Origin of the sequence: Psychrobacter cryohalolentis K5, from assembly GCF_000013905.1 — a bacterium.
Taxonomy (GTDB): Bacteria; Pseudomonadota; Gammaproteobacteria; order Pseudomonadales; family Moraxellaceae; genus Psychrobacter; species Psychrobacter cryohalolentis.
The window spans coordinates 1125975-1145446 of record NC_007969.1 but is presented as its reverse complement, the minus strand read 5'-3'; the positions used below and the strand labels follow the sequence as shown (position 1 = coordinate 1145446).

Sequence of the window (19472 nt, the reverse complement as noted above, 5' to 3'; positions counted from 1 at the left end):
GGCTTTTTCGTATGTAATATATCTTCTCTTGAATACAGTCCAAATTTAGTGTACTACCACAACAGCCACTCAGAATTAGGAGCTGTAGTAGATAAGGATTGAATATAACCCCAGCCCCTTGTTAAAAGTCTTACTCAATAGATCGACTGAATCAATTCTTGAGTAAGCTCTACGTTTGGTTTCAACATATCATCAGCAAGACTGCGCTTACTAGATAATAGCTTATCCAGTTTGATTTCAAACGTCTCAAAATCATCTGCTGCGATAGACGGATAATACACGTAAACCTCTTTATCTTGACCAATACGGTAGGCTCTATCAGTCGCTTGGTCTTCCTTAGCTGGGTTCCAACTGCGTGTATAGTGGATAACATGGTTTGCTTTTTGGATATTCACACCAAAGCCAACTGCCACAGTGGATAAGATAATCACATTGAAACCATTCGTTTCTTGGAACTTATCAATAATGCCCTGCCGCGTTAAGCCTACTCTACTATTAGTATTTGAATCCCCATTCACTGTAGTAACGTTTAATCCAAACCGCTCAAGGAGAAGCCGCTTTAAAAACACTTGAATAGCCCTGAACTCAGTAAAAATGATAACCTTCTCATTTTTTTGTTTTATGGTCTCTAAAGTGTTTATTAACCATTCGGCTTTAGGCGAATCATTGATAGTCGCTTGTTCTTGAAAATTCAGGGGGTGAGCACAAATCATTCGCATGTCATGTAGTGCTTTTAACATAACGCCTTTGTGGCCTTGCTCAGATAAACTTCTATAATCATTTGATACTTGTTTATAAAGTGTGCGTTGCAGCGTTGATATTTCAATATTTTTACAATCATTAATTTCGTGTTTTGCTGGCAACTCAGCGACATCATGCTTCATACGTCTTAATACTTGTGGCTCAATCAATTGACGAAGCTCATCTATTATCGCGTTGTCTTCATCGTCTTTCTTTTCAATAGGACGTCGATACTCTTTATTAAATTCACTAAGTGAACCCATCAGATTTTCTTGAATGAAATCAAATAAGCACCATAGATCAACAAGTGAATTCTCTACAGGCGTGCCTGTACAAGCGATCTTAAAGTCTGCTTTTTGGGCTTTAGCAGCTTTAGTAACCATTGCAGTGGGCACTTTTATTTTTTGGGCTTCATCACATATCATGATACTCCAATCTACCCTCCCTAAAGAAAACTCAAGGTCTCGCATGGTCTCATAAGTAGTCAGTACGATATCTGCACCACCTAACCAATTATCTTCAAGTAGATTTGTTATCCCATAATCATTTCTTAATTGAGAAGATATTAGGTGCTTGGGTATTTTTCGCTGTTTTAAGTTATCGCCATATAAACTTAACACTTTTCCGAACTTTGCACTAAAAAACCTATTGATTTCAGCCTCCCAGTTCTCCAATAAAGAAACTGGCGCTACGACTAATGCAGGTTTTTTATCTTCTGCGGTTTCTAGATATTCACCAATGAAGCAAAGTAACTGCAAAGTTTTCCCTAAACCCATATCATCTGCTAACAAGCAGCCGCTTACCTGATTTGGTGCATACTGATATAGGTTCTGTAGCCAAGCGATACCATATTCTTGATGCGTTTTTAGACTAAATTCTTGGCTTCTAAAACTTGATGGCAATCTGGCCTGAGGGCGGTTGCTTTCATCAAAAGTCAGAGTCTCGGCTCGCTTCTTAGTAAAGTCAGCCTCATCGATATTATTGGCAATCAATAAGGTAGATTTTTTCTTTGTTTCATCAGCTTTTGGCTGCTCTTGCTCTATGTCGTTTTCAACTGGATCCCCAGTCTTTGAATCACGCAGATCATCAAGTAGTTTTTTTGCATCATCTAATGGAATGGAGACGTTGCTGTCCGGATGTAGAACAAAGCTCTCGCCTTCTTCCTCTGCATGCTGGATACGTTGCTCAAGTAGTTCAGTAGTGGCATCAGTATTATCAGAAGTAAATTGAGATAAGTCAGCTGACCCATCTATAAGATTCTGTGGTAACCATTCGGATTCACCACTATCTTTTTGAATGGCGTCAGAGCTCAGTTTTTCAGCTTCACCAATCCCTATCACTCTATCGCTGTAATTGCTTAAATCTAGCACTGTTCTAGCTTGCAATTCATCATCATACTGTTGAATTTTTTCTAGATCGCTTTTCAGCTCGTCTACTTGATTATCTAAGTAGTTGCTTCTATCTATACTATAACCTGCCCATAGGAACACAGGTGATGATCGCTCATAAGTAGCAATAAAGTGTTGAGCTTGCTCTAGATTTGAAAGTTCTAACAGAATAGGGTCTTGTGCTCTACTTGAAATTTCATGCAACGTTAATTGAGCGGAACTAAAATGTGATAATTCATCATAATTTTTATCTATGAGCAAACGATAGCTATAGATCTCTGCCTCTTCTTTGGATTGCTCAAAGCCCTCTGGAGATATAACCTCTATGGCATCCTCCCCTAACTGAGCAAAAGGATTGTGTAAAAAGGTCTGTGCACGCTCGCCAGCTATCCGACGATTTGGCATCTTTTTAATTTCATTGAGTACACTCTTAACTTGCGGCTCGATAATAACGTGAGCCAGACCACCTTCTGGTAAGCTGATTGTATATTCATCTTGTACTTGATTATATTTATCAAAAGTTTGTAGCCAATTTGAGGGTGAGTCTTTAAAATCAGGCTGCACCTCTACCACTGACTCTGTACTAACTAAGTTTTTACGAAGGTTAAGTTGCAGCTCTTCTGGGGCAAGTACGATCGTTTTACGCAAGAACTCATCTAAGTTCGCCTCGCTTTTATTCGCCAAACTGCGTATTTGCGCCCAATATTTTTGATTTAATGATTTATTTTTATCTGTAACACGGGAGAATTCTTTAATTTTCTCTAATAGCTTCCAAGTGCTTTCATTCAATAAACATTCTTTACCGGTAATACTAATAATTGCGCCTGTTCGTTTGACTGAGCCTTTAAACTTGACCTTATTTTTATCACACCAACCATCCAGAATAATTTGGAAATTCGAATCACTTAGCCCATTTTCACTACGAATTATCGGATATAAATCATTTGATAACGGCAAGTTGAGCAAATTAATGACATCGCTATGATCAGGATCTTGTTTAATCTGGAACAACTCTTCCCATGGCAATATATAGCTATCATCTAGCTGATAGGCAACCTCTTCATCAGTTAAGCTTTCCCAATAGAAATCCGCATCAGTTTTAGCCACAGCTGTATAGCCGTGCTTTAAACCCATGTCATCATATTGCAGCGGTAAAAGAGCAATACTTTCTACTGAATTTTCTGCAGAAGCATGCTCAACCGATTTATTTCTTTTCCAGAATGCTAATTTCATACCGGCCCTTTAATAACGTTTTTTGTATTTTGGACTATTGGATTGATTGGAAAAAATGCCCAACTCAGCGAGTTTTTTATCGAATCTAGCTTCCCAATTTCCTGAATGACTCAAACTCATTCCTAGACCGTACTCGCTTTTAAAGATGGACTGCGGCTTGTTCTTTAACTCATAAACACCTATGTTTTTCTTATTAATGTCAAAAGGAAAAGTACTATATCCATAACAAGCATTTCCTGTATCTGAAAAATCAACAATATAGATGTTATCGATTTTAAGTAGAAAGGCATTATTACTAGCAGTAGAACCTACAAGGTTTTTCAGTCTGCCACGGTTAAGCTCTCTGAACTTTCTATGCTCAGCATGTCTAGATTGTACGGCAGCTGGGCCTAAAAATATCTGAGAAAAAGAAATTTTGTCAATAAACTTTATCCAATAGTTAAAACGATCGACATCAGCTGTATGGCTGAACAATTTAAAGAAAGCTTCTAAATCTGCTCTTACAAACCATTGAACCACCATTTTTCTAGTATCTGGGTTTACATTCCGCCAACCTGCTGCTGAGTCATATTGCGGGTTACCCCATTGCGTCAAACAGACGTGCTTTAAAGCTTCATGTACAAGTGTACGTTTTGAGGTAGAAGCATAACGTTCAAGTAGAGCCGTTAAAATAGCGGTGGTATAAATTGGATTCTTTTCTAGAAGAAGTAACAAACGTGGTATCACTTTAAAGTAGTCATCTTCCTTCATTGTCTTGACTGACTTGATAGATGAGCTTATCAAGCTATCCCAAAACCAGCTATTAGGAGCAATGCTTAAGCTTTCTAATTGACTACTGACTCTACTGTCATCGCTATTGTATAAAAAGTCACGAATAAATCTTTTAGAAGGATCTAGCGAGAGCACTTCAGGATGCTCCGTTAACGTAGTAAGCCATTTTTTAGGCTTAAGAGTGGCTTGAAATAACGTAGACCGATTGGTATTTAAGATATTCCTGAGCTGAATCCAGTTATTGGGCCGTTTATTTATTTCAGCTTGTTCTACCGCAAAATAACTATAAAGCAAAGGGAAATAAACAACCTTTAGTAACTCAGGATCAATTTTGCTAAATTGTTCAATGAACTCGCTACCTTTGAAGGTGAAGAGTATTTTATCTTCATAACTTAGCAGCTTTTTACTGAGTGACCACGATAGGTTCTTCCAATCACGTTTTGTTAGATAGTCGGTACCATGCTTTTCTAGTTTTAAAATTGAGTTAACAATTTTTTCTTCGATAGGCTGAATACTCTCCATCTCATCAAACTTACGTTCAATGATTGCTAACGTCTTAATTAATTTGGTCGGTTTGGCAAATTTATTATGTATTTGGGCAGGGTCAGAGAAATTATTGACACTCTGATTCAGCCTCTGCTTTAATATAGCGATACTCATCACATTTACCTTGCCAGCTGACAGGTTTCAATAGGGGCAGAAACAAAAATAGGCTGCGCCTCAGCACTGTCTTTTTCTTTTAAGCCATAAAACTGCATTCTTAGTTCTACACGGCGCGAAGCTTCTTTACTGTCTTTTGCTGAATTAAACGATACACCTCCAGCTAGAAACAGCTGTTTGATTTGGTTTTTTTGCGCGTCAGTTAAAGTGAGCTCTTGATTAAATGTGGGATCCAATAAGCTACACATCACCCACTCCGAACGACGCAAGCTTAAATTCAGGTTATATAAATATGATCCATCGGTATCTGTAAAGCCTTCAATCACAATCTGTTTAAACCATTTTTTGCCGTTTTCACTATTAGCCGCTTCCAAGACAACAGGAACTAAAGCACTTAAAGCCTTTATACCCTCTGCATTCAACCGGTAATCGTTATGCCCAAAGCGACCTGCTTCACCAAAGTTAATACGGTTCTCTTTACAATCTACGGTAATGAGCTGATTCTTTAAAGTAGGGTCGTCTTTAATACCAGTACAAATATCCAAGATCTCTGAACTACGTTCTTTTTCAGCTTGCGTTGCTTCGTTGATTTTTTTAGTGACGACCATTAAAGATACTGCCATCACTACTAAAAAGAGCGTCATTAGTGCTGTCATTAAGTCAGCAAATGAGATCCAAAAAGGCTTCTCACCCTCATCCTTCGAACGAGTTTTTTTAGCGTACCTATTACCAATCATTAGCGATACACTCCAAAATTAGCGTCTAGTTCTTTGGGTAAGATCTTCAAGGTCTTCAACCACATTACCTAAGCCTTCAACACCAGTTGCGAGACGTTTGACAGCTTGATCAAGTGTGTTGTCAAAAGACACTAACGATTGATTTAAACTACTTTCAACGGAAGTACCAAAGCTATCAAAGCTCTTCACTAGAACATCACTAACTTCTGCCAAATATTCTTGCATTTCCTTCTTAACTTGGCTTAAAGCTGTCGTCATATTCTGCATATCATCAAGCATTTGACTAGTCATACCAGCTTCAGATTTTGACTGTTGAATGAGAGTTTCTAGTGTTTCAATGGCAAGATTAACGCTATTTTTAGAGTTCTTATAATCTCTTATCAACTCAATAAGATTACTGCTTGCACTGGTCATGTTGGTTGAAGTCGTATTAACCTGTGCAATAAGCTCTGATGTTTTACCAGTCACTGTGCTTAGCGAACTACCAGCCGTAGTAAACTGCTCAGCAGCCAAGCCCATTCTTTCTGCACCACTATTCATACCAGTGATACTATCGGTGGTTACTTGAGACAGTTTTTGGATGTTTTCTTTATGAGTTTGAACTGCTTCTTTGCTATGCGTAATAAGCTCTTTAATTTCACTGCCTAAGCTATCAATCAATACAGACGACTGCTCGTGCAATTTCTGTTGATTATCTGATATTTGGCGATCCTGCTCGATACGTTGCTCTGCAACATTTGACAGTAAACCTGACATTGAGTTACCTAGACCTGAGACAAGCTCTGAAACCTTACTATTTAACTGCTCAACAGCATATAACCCTTGATCACCAATCTTAGCCGAACCCGCAGATAGATTCTCTACCATTTCGTTCATTTGGATAGACATCTCATTCTGCTTTAGATGAATATCTTCCATCATTTTAGCCATTTGGGTCTCTAACGTTTTAGTTGAGACTTCACTGTTAGTTTGCATATCAGTAATCAATTGAGAAAAACCTAACTGCATCTCACGCATAGCAGTGACAGATTGTGTCATCATCTCGCTCATACCTGTCATTTGACCGCCAAATGTCGTTTCTAGCTTACTCATAAAAGCAGTTAACACATCAGTCATAAGGTCTTGCACAGCCGAACCTTGGTCACCGCTGACTTGCTGCACGCTCGATGCAATTTTATCTAAAGGATCTTGAAGGCTATCTTTAATCGAATCGCCAATTTGGGTTGCCATAGACTGGCTTGTTTGCGCATAAGAGTCACTTAGCTGTGAAGCAAAAGCAGCTTGATTTCTTTTATTCTCTTCGACCAAGTTAGTCATCATGGTTTTTAAATCATTAACCAGACTATCTTTAAGTTGCCTGGCATTGACTTCATTGGCTTGGGATGACTTGAGTAACTTGGCTAGATACTCCTCACCACTTTCATCAGCAGTAAAGGCGTTATCAATGGCTGTATTCAACCGTTGTAATTGTGCGTAGCACTGTCTAAGCCATGATTTTTCACGCCAAGTAATAACCATGGCAGCTGCGATAGCTAAGCCAGAGGCCATAAACGCTTCTGCGACACCTGTTAGCAATAATGCCAAACTGTCTTGGACTTTATCAGGATTGCCAGCAGGGTCAAACGCTAATAACCCAATTAGCAAACCAAGAAATGTCACGATAATACCGACACCAGTAATAATGCCTGGTAGATGCTTATAAAAATCTACTTTCAACGGTATATCGACAACAATGGATTCCGTAAAAAACACCTCACTTGGTACAGTTGCCCGTGAATAAGCTACCTTAGCTTCGCCATCCACTGTTTCATAAGTATCATGGAAGGTTTTTTTATAACTTGTCCAAGCTTGCTTCAAAGAAGGGTTGCCATCAAACTTTACATCTAATGGGTCTTTATCAAGATTAGAGTTGTCATTAAGCTTGTCTAATTCATCAGCTAGTTGTGATATTTTATTGTTTAGTTCCTTAGCAGGACTTAAATAGTTTAAGAAAAACCGCAAACTGATGTAAGCAATAAAGATGAAAATTATTGCAGGAAAAACATAATAGCCTTGCGAAAACTGCGCTACTTTTAGCCAATCCATCAATATCACCTATCCCATCAAATAAAAGATTGAAAGTTATACTATTTAAACTAAACATAACCAAATTAAAGTCAGCACAATTTAGTAATAAATATCTAGGTCAAAAACTATCTATAACGACAAGCAAGACCCGTCATTACAAGCTGTAACTTATAAAAATGGAATAGTAACATAAACAAATGACTAGAAAATGATTGACGACTAATATCTAGAAAATAATAGATAAATTTGAGACTTAATAGCTACATGCATTTATATTTTTGATCAGAGAATAACTATAGTTTAAATTACCGCTGACTACTTACGACATTAGATGACGTGTGAATCTCTATTACTATTTTAATTATCTTCTATCCTATCAACACTGACGCTAGACTAGAGCGTATATCTATTAGCCCTTTAAGTCAGTCTATATGACGAGAATACGAGCTGTAATGTGATACCATTCTTCGATAATTTTTTCACTTAATAAAACATTCTCTGATTATAAGACTTATAACTATGGCACTTAAGAAAACCGAGATTTATTCTACCCTTTGGGCAAGCTGTAACGAGTTACGCGGCGGCATGGATGCGAGTCAATACAAGGACTATGTATTGACCATGTTATTTATGAAGTATGTGTCTGATAAATACAAAGACGACGCTTTTGGCGATATCGTAGTGCCGGAAGGTGGTAGCTTCGATGATATGGTCGCGCTGAAGGGTGATAAAGAGATTGGCGAAAAAGTCGACAAGATTATCGCTAAGCTGGCTGAAGCCAACGGTTTGCGCGGTGTCATTGATGTTGCTGACTTTAACGATGAAGAAAAACTCGGTACAGGCAAAGAGCATGTCGATCGCTTATCGAAGCTGATTGGTATTTTTGAAGGATTGGATTTATCAGGCAACCGTGCTGATGGTGATGACCTACTAGGCGATGCTTACGAATACCTCATGCGTCACTTCGCTACTGAATCTGGTAAATCTAAGGGGCAGTTTTATACGCCATCGGAAGTATCACGTATTTTGGCGAAGATTATTGGTGTTGACGACAATACACCACTAGACGCGACTGTATACGACCCAGCCTGCGGTTCAGGCTCTCTACTGCTTAAAGTTAGCGATGAAGCGCCACGTGGCTTGACTATCTATGGTCAAGAGATGGACTTCGCGACTACCGCATTGGCAAAGATGAATATGATATTGCATGGAGCAACAGGTGCTGACATCTATAAAGGCAACACCCTATCCTCTCCGCACTTTGTAGAAGGCAATCAGCTCAAGACTTTCGATTTTATCGTAGCAAACCCGCCGTTTAGTAATAAGAACTGGACCAGTGGTTTAAACCCAGAGTCGGATGAGTTTGACCGCTTTACTTGGGGTATTCCGCCCGAGAAGAACGGTGATTATGCTTTTCTATTACATATTATCAAAAGCTTAAAAAGCACGGGTGTTGGCGCAGTCATTTTGCCACATGGTGTGCTGTTCCGAGGCAATGCCGAAGCGCATATTCGCCAGAACTTAATCAAGCAAGGCTATATCAAAGGTATCATAGGCTTGCCAGCTAACCTGTTCTACGGTACGGGCATCCCTGCTTGTGTCATCGTGATTGATAAAAACACCGCACAGAGCCGAGCCAAAGGTGACGCGGGTCTGTTTATGGTCGATGCTAGCCGGGGCTATATGAAAGACGGTAATAAAAACCGTCTACGTAGCCAAGATATTCACAAAATCGTCGATGTCTTTAACTCTCAACTGAATCTGACAGGCTATAGCCGAATGGTTGAGTTGGATGAGATCATCGATAACGACTATAACTTAAACATTCCACGCTATATCGATGCCAGTATTGATGAAGATCAGCACGATCTAACCGCGCATTTAAAAGGCGGTATTCCTGTTGCCGATATCGACTCTCTAGAGTCTTATTGGCAGGTATTACCTAACTTACGCAAAACGCTATTCTCCGAGCTTAAGCATAGTGGAAACGGTTACTGTGAGTGTCTCGTGGCATCGACTGAGATCAAGGCGGCGGTATTGGCTCATCCTGAGTTCATTACCTTTGCTGAGCAAAGCCTAACGCCATTCAATGACTGGTGGCAAGCTACTCAGTTAAGTGAAATCACCAAAGGCGATAGGCCTAAAGCCCTTATCCACAAAATCAGTGAAGACCTGCTACAACGCTACGAAATAGCGCCGCTGCTAGATAAGTATGATATTTATCAAATCTTGATGGACTACTGGAGTGAAAGCTTGCAGGACGATGTCTATGCCATTAGTCAAGATGGCTGGCAAGTCGGAGCCCAGCTACGCAAGTTGGTCGTGGCTAAAGGTGAAAAGCTTAAGGAAGAGCCTGACCTGATTATTAATAAGGTGAAATATAAAGCGGAGCTTATCCCGCCTGCGCTTATCATCGACCGCTACTATAGCGATGAGCAAGCCCATATCGATGCACTACAGGCTGAGCTAGACACCATCTCAAGTACCATAGCTGACTACGTTGAGGAGCATGGAGATGAGGAAGGCTTACTAGCCGATGCCGCTAATGAAAAAGGCAGCTTTAATAAGTCTAGCGTCAACGCGCGTCTAAAGCTCGCCACCGATAGCGATGAAATCGAGGCACTCAAGCAACTGCTCGCTTACTTCGAGTTAGAAGCCAATGCGAAAAAGGTATTAAAAGAAGCGCAAGAAACATTGGATCTGGCGGTATTTAAACACTACCCGACTTTGGATGAAGCGGCTATCAAAACGCTATTGATCGAGGATAAATGGCACGCCACTCTACAAGGGCGTATCGAAGATGAGATTGAGCGTATCACTGCCCAGCTTGCTAACCGTATTAAAGAACTGGATGAGCGTTATGCTGAGCCTTTATCGCAAATCGTAGATGAGGTGGAGATGTTAGGTCAAAAAGTGCAAGCGCATCTGCAAGCGATGGGAGTGGCGTAATGAATGAGGTTAAAATGCCTGAGGGTTATAAGCAAACTGAAATTGGGGTTATCCCTGAGGATTGGGAAGTTAAAGATATTGGTGAAGCTTTAACAATCAGACATGGTAAGGATCAGAAACAAGTTGAAAGTACTCGTGGTCAATATCCAATATTTGGTACTGGCGGGCAAATGGGATGGGCAAGCGACTTTCTATATGACAAACCTTCTGTATTGATTGGTAGAAAAGGCTCTATCAATAAACCAAGATATATCAACGTACCCTTTTGGACAGTGGATACTCTTTTCTATTCACAAGTGCATAATGGCTACGATGAAAAATTCATGTTCTATAAGTTTTGTCTGATTGACTGGATGAATTATAACGAAGCTTCAGGCGTACCAAGCTTAAATGCTAGTACTATTAGTAATGTTAAAATATCAGTACCAAAGAAACCTGAACAAACCGCTATCGCCACTGCCCTATCTGATATCGATAATTTAATCCAGTCACTGGAAAAACTGATTGCAAAAAAAGAAGCCATTAAAACCGGCACCATGCAACAGATCCTCACTGGTAAAACTCGCCTGCCTGAGTTTGCCACTCGTGATGATGGCAGTGCTAAGGAACTTAAACAGACTGAATTAGGGCAGATTCCTGAGGATTGGGAGGTAATTGAGTTTGGAAAACTACTAAAAGAGTTCAGAAATGGCTATTCATTTTCTGCTAAAGATTATATAAAAAATGGCACTCCAATTATTACCATGTCACAGATCGGATTAAACGGCTCGTTCCAATACAATCCAAATGAAGTTAAAAAGTGGGATGCGAGCCAGTTTGAGCATCTTAAAGACTTTTGGGTTAAAGATGGTGACTTACTTATAGCAATGACAGATGTAACACCTGATAAAAACCTAATTGGACAAATGACTATTGCAGAATTGACTCATACAGCCTTATTAAATCAGCGTGTTGGCTTATTAAGATTAAATAAAGATTTAGCACAGTCTAACTATCTAAGATATCTTAGCAGCTTACCGTTGTGGAGAACTTATTGTAAAGGAGTAGCATCACTAGGCGTACAAGCGAATATAGGAACAAAAGAAATAAAACAAGCATCAGTTACCTTACCTTTAGTTGAAGAACAAACCGCCATCGCCACTATCCTGTCCGATATGGATGCGGAGATTCAAGCATTGGAAGGAAGACTAGAGAAAACCAAAGACATCAAGCAAGGCATGATGCAGCAGCTGTTGACTGGCAAGGTGCGGTTGGTTTAATAGGCTAATATTTTAAGCGTTAAGAGTATTCAACATTAATATCATCAATCAATTAACGGTATGTTATGAGCAACTCACAAGAATTACATCAAAAAATTATATCTGTGAAAGACTTCCTTAGCGTACCGTCACTGACGATACCTGAATACCAACGCCCCTATAAATGGACGGCTGAAAATGTCGTTAGCTTATTTGATGACATTAGAATGCACAGCGATAAACCGGCCTACCGTTTAGGTACGGTGGTATTGCACAATAATACCGAAAAAGGCGTCTTAGATATTGTCGATGGTCAACAGCGCACCCTTACCCTAATGTTGGCTTTACTAGCCATCAATACCTATTGTAACAATAATAAAGCGTCAGATGACGCCAAAAGCATTGATAGGGTATTGGGGAATCTGCCTCAAAAAGTTCAAGCTTTTATTAACAAACCTCAATTTAAAGATGACTTCTCGCTCTATAACTTATATGAAAACTATAAGGTTATCTCTAATATCATTAATAGAGGCGACTTTACCCTTAAGCATATTGAGTTTTTATTAACGCGATGCGACGTGGTGATATTTGTATTAGATAAAGAGTCTGAAGCGTTTCAATTTTTTGACTCTCAAAATTCACGAGGTAAAGACTTATTCCCACATGACTTGCTAAAAGCATTTCATTTACGTGAGTTTAAAACTGACGATAATGCATTAAGGAAGAAGACTGTCGACTATTGGGAGAATCTCGATGATGACAGACTGGCCAAATTATTCTCAAATCATTTATATCGTATTAGACGCTGGTCACGAGGTCAGTCAGCGCAGACATTTACCAAAGATGATGTCGCAGAATTCAAAGGCATTACTCTAGAGGCCAAGACACTTCCGCCCTATACCAGACGCTTAGCCATCACTCACCACTATATTGATGACTATAACAACAGCGTTCATTGCAAAATCGCAGGCAAGCCCACTGCTTATCCCTTTTCAATTGACCAAACCATCATTAACGGAAGACGGTTTTTTGAAATGGTGGCACATTACGATGCTCTGATAACCAAGTACAAGGCCATTAATAATGATCAAACGTCTGATTCTAAGCAAATCGTTACCCTGTTTGATCACGCCTTAAACAACCGCGCCTCCAAAATAATAAATACCTTAGATTCTTATAATGACTATCAACGAAGGCGTAAAGGCGACAAGCTGACCCGTAACGTCTTTGATAATGCGTTAATTTATTATATTGATAAATTTGGCACAGAAGAGCTGTCACAGGCGGTGGAGCTACTATTTGCGTGGGCTTATAACGTTCGATTAACAAACTATGGTGTCGGCCTGAGTACAATCGATAATCACGCATCAAAGAATACAGGTATGTTCATGCGTATCAACGAGGCGATATTACCAAAGAACGTGGTCATTACTTCTATACCGTCTCTTAAAATCAGTGAATTAGCAAATAACCATAAACCTAACAATGACACCAATAAAAGTGATAGCGATATTTACACGTTATTTAATTGTCTCAACTACATAGATACGTCAGGAGAATAATATGACAATGAATAACTCAAGTGTGAAAGTAAGTTCTTTACCTATCAAAAAACTGCTGACCAATGGCGATCAGTATGTCATTCCGATGTATCAGCGTAACTATGCGTGGGGCACTGTTGAAATTGAAACATTAATCAAAGATATTATTGACGCTTATAATCGTGACCCAAACTTAACCTACTATTTAGGTACTTTAGTTGTCTTTGAAAAATCCAATACCAGTCAGGCTTTGTTTGAAGTGATAGATGGTCAGCAACGCTTAACTACCCTAACCCTACTGGCAATATATTTACATCACAATCATCATCAGTATTGTCACTCTTATTTAGAACAATTCAACCAGACAAACTTATATTTTGAAAGTCGCCCACATTCAGATTACACCTTATCTTTGCTTTATAACCGTGAGTCAGCACGCTTTGCCCAAGATGCCTCTATGAATCAGTCTATTATCGATGGTTATGATATCTTAACCAAAACGATGACGTATCTTTTTAATGGAAATAATGAAGTCACATCCATCAATGAATTTTGTACCTTTTTATTCAATAAGGTAGAGATAGCTAGGGTTCCTGTTCCTCAGGAGACAGACCTTAATCACTACTTTGAAGTAATGAACAATCGAGGTGAGCAATTAGAAAAACACGAAATCATTAAGGCCAGACTGCTATCAGCAATTAGCAGTGACACTTCTGCCGACACAAAGCAAATACAACATTGCAAAAGCCTGTTAGATTTGATTTGGAATACTTGCAGTCGTATGAATAAGTACGTGCAATATGGCTTTACAACTGATCTACGTAAAAAGATTTTCTCATCAGACTGGGCACATTTTGAGCCAAAATATTTTTCTGATTTGCTTGATTTTTATATTCAAGATTGCAACGAGCAAGCTGCCAAAAAGAGTAAAGATAACTCTAAAACAGCCTCAGAAAAAGTAGAGGCTCAAAATATCATTAGCTTAAATGACATTTTATTTAATGATACTGTTGATATACCCACTAATCCAGCCAAAAAGAATAAGGGCGATGAGGATGATGAAACCTATTATAGTTTGATAGATTTTCCCAATTTTTTATTGCAGGTTTTAAGAGTACACGTGACTCAAAATCTGACTGACAACCCTCAAAATGACATCGTATCGCTTGATGATAAGCAGTTATTGATTGAATTTGATAATCATTTGATTGGTTCTAAGGTGACCAATAAGGTAGCTAAAATAGAGCAGTTCCTTTACACCTTATTGAAATCAAAGTTTTTATTTGATCAATATATTATCAAGCGTAATACAGAGTCTAAGAAAGGCTATTGGACCCTTGAGCAGCTAAACAATGAGGCGTCAGGTCCTTCTTATAAACAAAATATGCCAAAAGACTCAACTGGACCAGACTTAAATGCCAGTTTGGTTACTCTGCAAAGCGCCTTTCATGTGTCTGCACCTACTCTTAATTCTAAATACTGGTTAAATGCCTGCTTGCAGTATCTCTATTTGACGTTTGATAAGCGTGAACAAGGTATCGATGGCAAAGCATTTCTGAGCTATCTTGATGGGCTGGCTAAAGCATATATGCTTAGAAGGTATATCGCTCAATCTGATCGAACCAAGCCTAATAATATCGTCAATGATTACTTTCAAGAGTTTAGTCGCCATATAAATGATAATAGTGAGATGACATTGTCCAGTCAGTCGTTATCACCTCGAACGATTGAATTTGAGAAACTGTCACAACAACTAAGATACCCTCATGTCAATGTCTTTGTATTCAACTACTTAGATTACTTGATTTGGTTGAGTGGTAATGTTGAATCAGGGGATAAAAAGAAGTTTAGACCCTCTACACAAGGCTCTATTGAACACTTCTTACCTCAGACCCCCATACATAAAGATGAAAAAATTGACGATAGAATCGACATTCATCGTTTTGGTAATCTGTGCCTCATCAACAGAAGTCTTAACTCTCGCGTTAGTAATCACCAGCCCTTAGCTAAAAAAGAACACTATGATGAGTCGTTTAAAAGTCATATCGACTCACTTAAGCTATACAAAATGATTAAAGTCTTCAATCCAAAAGACAATCAATATCAATGGGGTTATGATCAAATCATTGAACATGAAAACGAGATGCTAAGACTTTTTGAAGGTGCTTTGAATCTCAAGATAGAAGGACGCTGAATCATGAGTAACGTCAGCGATATAGAAAGACTCACTCAAAACCGTGTCGTACGCTTCTTTACCGACACGCTAGGTTATCGCTATCTAGGTGACTTTAAAGATAGACCTAATAACAAGAATATTGAGTCTGAAATTTTGGCAGCATGGTTAAGCTCACGTAATGTCAGTCGCACTTTGCAAAACCGAGCCATTAACGCTTTAGAAAAAGCCGCCGCTCTCGGCAGTGGCGTTAAACTATACGATGCCAATAAAGAGGTGTACCGACTACTACGTTATGGTGTCAAAGAAAAAGAAGGTACTGGCGATCATAAAGAAACCATCTGGCTGATTGATTGGCACAATATTGAGGCCAATGACTTTGCTATTGCTGAAGAAGTCTCTATCAATGGCGAAAATAAAAAACGTCCTGATATCGTCCTTTATGTCAACGGCATTGCATTGGGCGTTATTGAGCTTAAACGCTCTACCATTAACGTCACCGAAGGCATTCACCAGAACCTAGACAATCAGAAAAAAGAATTCATTCGTAGCTTCTTTAGCACCATTCAACTGGTTATGGCAGGTAATGACACCCAAGGCTTGCGCTATGGCACCATTGAAACGCCAGAGAAATACTATCTGGAATGGAAAGAAGCCAACCCCAATCATACACCCCAGTCTGATATTAGCGTACCGACGCATCTTACCTTAGCAAAGGCTAACTTCACCGATCAGCCCTTAGACTTCCATCTATATCATATGTGCAATAAGCAAAGGTTCTTAGACATCATTAATAACTTTATTGTATTTGATTCAGGTGTAAAAAAGACTTGCCGACATAATCAATTCTTTGGGATACAATCCACTAAGAAGCATATTGCACAACGCAGAGATGGGATTATTTGGCATACGCAAGGTTCAGGTAAAAGCTTGACTATGGTTTGGATGGCTAAATGGATACGGGAGAATGTTACCAATAGTCGCGTACTTATTATTACTGACCGTACCGAACTTGATGAACAAATTGAAAAAGTATTTTTTGGTGTTGATGAATCAATATATCGCACCAAGAGCGGTGCTGATCTTATTACCCAGCTAAATCAGCCTAACCCTTGGTTACTGTGTTCTTTGGTGCACAAATTTGGCCGTCACGGTGGTGACGATGATGCAATGGACACAGAGGATTTTATAAAGGACATTCAAGCCAGCCTACCCTCAGACTTTAGCCCTAAGGGCGATTTATTTGTCTTCGTTGATGAGTGTCACCGCACTCAATCTGGCAAGCTGCACAGCGCTATGAAGGCGCTGTTACCAGAAGCGATGTTTGTCGGTTTTACCGGCACGCCACTGCTTAAAAAAGATAAAAAGAAATCTATCGAAGTGTTTGGACCTTTTATTCACACCTATAAGTTTGATGAAGCAGTCGCTGATGGGGTGGTGTTAGATCTTCTGTATGAAGCACGTGACATTGATCAACAGCTTACCTCATCTAAAAAAGTTGATGAGTGGTTCGACGCTCATACCCGCGGCTTAACCAATATTGCCAAGAGCCAGCTTAAGCAAAAATGGGGAACCATGCAGCGGGTTCTGTCTAGCCAGTCGCGCATAGAGTGCATCGTCAATGACATCTTGCTCGATATGCAGAAAAAGCCAAGGCTTATGGATGGTCATGGCAATGCCATGCTTGTGTGCAACAGTATTTATCAAGCCTGTAAATCTTACGAAGCCTTTGAAAACTCTTTCTTGAAAGGCAAAGTAGCAATTGTGACCAGTTACCTACCGACTGCAGATAGCATTAAAGGTGAGGAAACTGGCGAAGGAATGACAGAGAAGCTTTTCAAATATCAAATTTATCGCAGGATGATTGCCGATTATTATGATATCAGCGAACAAGAAGCAGGCTCTAAAGCAGAGGACTTTGAGAAAGCTGTTAAAAAACGCTTTATTGAAGAACCAGGTCAAATGCGACTGTTGATAGTTGTAGATAAACTGCTGACAGGATTTGATGCGCCTTCTGCTACTTATCTATACATTGATAAAAAGATGGCTGATCACAACCTCTTTCAGGCCATTTGCCGTGTTAATAGACTCGATGGTGCAGAAAAAGACTATGGATATATCATTGACTATCAGGATCTATTTCAGTCTTTAAACAGTACCATTTCTGATTATACGCAAGGTGCATTTTCAGAGTATGAAGATGAAGATATTGATGGGCTGTTAAAGAACCGCTTAAGTGCGGCGAGACAAAACCTAGATGATGCCCTAGAGATGGTCAGAGGACTTTGTGAGCCTGTTAAGTACCCTAGAAATACACAGGACTATGCCGCTTACTTTTGCCCTAGTGAAGATGTAACTGAAGCTGATAAAGTAGAAAAGGAACAACTGCGCCTCACCTTATATAAAAGCGTCTCTAAGCTGATACGTGCTTATGGCAATATCGCCAATGAAATGGCGGAAGCGGGATATAGCGATCAGGAAATCAAACGCATTAAAGACGATGTAAAACACTTTGAGTCCGTGCGTAATAACATCAAGCTTATGAGTGGCGACCATATCGATATGAAAAGCTATGAGCCGACCATGCGTAGGATGTTAGACACTTATATTCATGCTACACCTAGTGAGACTGTTATCGACTTTGAAGATTTAGGACTCATTGAGTTAATTGTCAATCAAGGGTCTGAAGCTTTAATCAAAGCCATACCTGAAGATATAGCGAGCAACCCTGAGAACGTAGCTGAGACTATCGAGAATAACGTGCGTAAAACGATTGTGGATGAAAATCCAGTCAACCCAAAATACTACGAGCATATGTCTGCCCTACTCGATGAGCTCATTGAGCTACGCCGAAAAAAAGCCATTGCCTACGCTGAATACTTGCAAAAGATACGCCAGCTAGCCTCTAAAGTAATCAATCCTACGGGTAGCGCAGGTGGTCATGCATACCCTAAGACTATCAACACTCCTGCGAAACGCGCGTTATATGATAACTTGGATCAAAACGAGGACTTAGCAGACAAAGTAGATGCTGCTATTAGGCTCAATAAACAGGCTGATTGGCAAGGTCATCTGATTAAAGAGCGAAAAATTGAGCGTGCCGTACATCAAACTGTTTCTCAGTATCAGGTCGATGTCGATATAGAGGCGTTAATTAATTTGATTAAGGCACAACAGGAATATCAGTGATTGTTAAGTCAGCGCTTATTAAGATTGGTGAGTTAGATATACATTTAACTCGCAAAGATATTAAAAACCTACATATTAGCGTGATGCCACCTGATGGACAGGTCAGAGTATCTGCGCCTGATGCTATGACCGAGACGGCCATTCGGATGGCTGTCATCCACCGTATACCTTGGATTCGACGGCAACAGGCGGCGTTTGCCAAGCAAGAGCGCCAATCAGCGCGTGAGATGGTAAATGGAGAGACGCATTATCTTTGGGGCAGACGCTACCGACTTGAAGTGATTGAGAGCGATACACTCAAATCTCAGACGGTCAAACTAAAAAGCGGTAAGCTTATACTAACCGTAAATATTGATGCCTCAGATGAAGTGAAGCTGAAGCTATTGAATGAATACTATCGTAACCGCTTAAAAGTAAGAGCACCTGATCTTATTAATAAATGGTCTAAGCAAACTGGCGTCGCTATAAACAGTTGGCAGATCCAAAAAATGAAAACCAAATGGGGCAGCTGTAATATAGAAGGAGGCAATATACAGCTTAACTTAGATTTGGCTAAAAAGCCTCTGCCCTGCTTGGAATATATTATCTTGCATGAACTGCTACATTTTAAAGAGCGGCAGCACAATGACAAGTTTAAAGCCCTGCTGGACACTCACATGCCCGATTGGCGATCTAGACGAGATTTACTCAACCAAATGCCATTAAACCAAGAAAGCTGGAAACATCAAGAGTAGTGAACCGCCCCAGGATTGTCCGTGCCTGAATCAAGTAAATCAGTCTCTGAC

At 39.7% G+C, this 19472-nt stretch carries 10 protein-coding genes; 6 read left to right on the top strand and 4 right to left on the bottom strand.

The window, feature by feature from the left end; all coding sequences use genetic code 11:
* Nucleotides 1-134: 134 nt before the first annotated feature.
* The 4 genes from PCRYO_RS04930 to zorA are packed head-to-tail and all read right to left on the bottom strand — an operon-like array spanning nt 135 to nt 7615.
* On the bottom strand, nt 135-3362 hold the full coding sequence (locus PCRYO_RS04930) for a DEAD/DEAH box helicase (protein ID WP_011513298.1): 3228 nt from the start codon (nt 3360-3362) through the stop codon (nt 135-137).
* Between the two features lie 9 nt (nt 3363-3371).
* The gene (locus PCRYO_RS04925) at nt 3372-4793 is read right to left on the bottom strand and encodes an EH signature domain-containing protein (RefSeq protein ID WP_011513297.1); all 1422 of its coding nucleotides are present in this window, start codon (nt 4791-4793) and stop codon (nt 3372-3374) included.
* Between the two features lie 5 nt (nt 4794-4798).
* On the bottom strand, nt 4799-5530 hold the full coding sequence (gene zorB1 / locus PCRYO_RS04920; RefSeq protein ID WP_011513296.1) for a type I Zorya anti-phage system protein ZorB1: 732 nt from the start codon (nt 5528-5530) through the stop codon (nt 4799-4801).
* Nucleotides 5531-5548: 18 nt separating this feature from the next.
* Nucleotides 5549-7615, bottom strand: a complete 2067-nt coding sequence (zorA, locus tag PCRYO_RS04915; protein WP_011513295.1) for an anti-phage ZorAB system protein ZorA — start codon at nt 7613-7615, stop codon at nt 5549-5551.
* Between the two features lie 501 nt (nt 7616-8116).
* Here zorA and PCRYO_RS04910 point away from each other — a divergent pair.
* The 6 genes from PCRYO_RS04910 to PCRYO_RS04885 all read left to right on the top strand — a co-directional run bounded on the left by PCRYO_RS04910 (nt 8117) and on the right by PCRYO_RS04885 (nt 19421).
* On the top strand, nt 8117-10546 hold the full coding sequence (locus PCRYO_RS04910) for a type I restriction-modification system subunit M (RefSeq protein ID WP_011513294.1): 2430 nt from the start codon (nt 8117-8119) through the stop codon (nt 10544-10546).
* On the top strand, nt 10546-11805 hold the full coding sequence (locus tag PCRYO_RS04905) for a restriction endonuclease subunit S (RefSeq protein ID WP_011513293.1): 1260 nt from the start codon (nt 10546-10548) through the stop codon (nt 11803-11805). Before PCRYO_RS04910 ends, PCRYO_RS04905 begins: the two co-directional genes overlap by 1 nt.
* A gap of 65 nt (nt 11806-11870) precedes the next feature.
* Entirely contained in the window at nt 11871-13346 is a 1476-nt protein-coding gene (locus tag PCRYO_RS04900) for a DUF262 domain-containing protein (protein ID WP_011513292.1), read from the top strand.
* 1 nt (nt 13347) lies between these two features.
* The gene (locus PCRYO_RS04895) at nt 13348-15519 is read left to right on the top strand and encodes a DUF262 domain-containing protein (RefSeq protein WP_011513291.1); all 2172 of its coding nucleotides are present in this window, start codon (nt 13348-13350) and stop codon (nt 15517-15519) included.
* Nucleotides 15520-15522: 3 nt separating this feature from the next.
* Nucleotides 15523-18687, top strand: a complete 3165-nt coding sequence (locus PCRYO_RS04890; protein ID WP_011513290.1) for a type I restriction endonuclease subunit R — start codon at nt 15523-15525, stop codon at nt 18685-18687.
* Nucleotides 18684-19421, top strand: coding sequence for a M48 family metallopeptidase (locus PCRYO_RS04885; RefSeq protein ID WP_011513289.1), 738 nt, complete (start codon nt 18684-18686; stop codon nt 19419-19421). The genes PCRYO_RS04890 and PCRYO_RS04885 overlap by 4 nt, the downstream gene beginning before the upstream one ends.
* Nucleotides 19422-19472: the final 51 nt, after the last annotated feature.

What these genes read in the sequence shown, in the direction of transcription:
- PCRYO_RS04930 (WP_011513298.1), bottom strand. Translation starts at nt 3,362, where the DNA reads ATGAAATTAGCATTCTGGAAAAGAAATAAATCGGTTGAGCATGCTTCT.
- PCRYO_RS04925 (WP_011513297.1), bottom strand. Translation starts at nt 4,793, where the DNA reads ATGAGTATCGCTATATTAAAGCAGAGGCTGAATCAGAGTGTCAATAAT.
- zorB1 (WP_011513296.1), bottom strand. Translation starts at nt 5,530, where the DNA reads ATGATTGGTAATAGGTACGCTAAAAAAACTCGTTCGAAGGATGAGGGT.
- zorA (WP_011513295.1), bottom strand. Translation starts at nt 7,615, where the DNA reads ATGGATTGGCTAAAAGTAGCGCAGTTTTCGCAAGGCTATTATGTTTTT.
- PCRYO_RS04910 (WP_011513294.1), top strand. Translation starts at nt 8,117, where the DNA reads ATGGCACTTAAGAAAACCGAGATTTATTCTACCCTTTGGGCAAGCTGT.
- PCRYO_RS04905 (WP_011513293.1), top strand. Translation starts at nt 10,546, where the DNA reads ATGAATGAGGTTAAAATGCCTGAGGGTTATAAGCAAACTGAAATTGGG.
- PCRYO_RS04900 (WP_011513292.1), top strand. Translation starts at nt 11,871, where the DNA reads ATGAGCAACTCACAAGAATTACATCAAAAAATTATATCTGTGAAAGAC.
- PCRYO_RS04895 (WP_011513291.1), top strand. Translation starts at nt 13,348, where the DNA reads ATGACAATGAATAACTCAAGTGTGAAAGTAAGTTCTTTACCTATCAAA.
- PCRYO_RS04890 (WP_011513290.1), top strand. Translation starts at nt 15,523, where the DNA reads ATGAGTAACGTCAGCGATATAGAAAGACTCACTCAAAACCGTGTCGTA.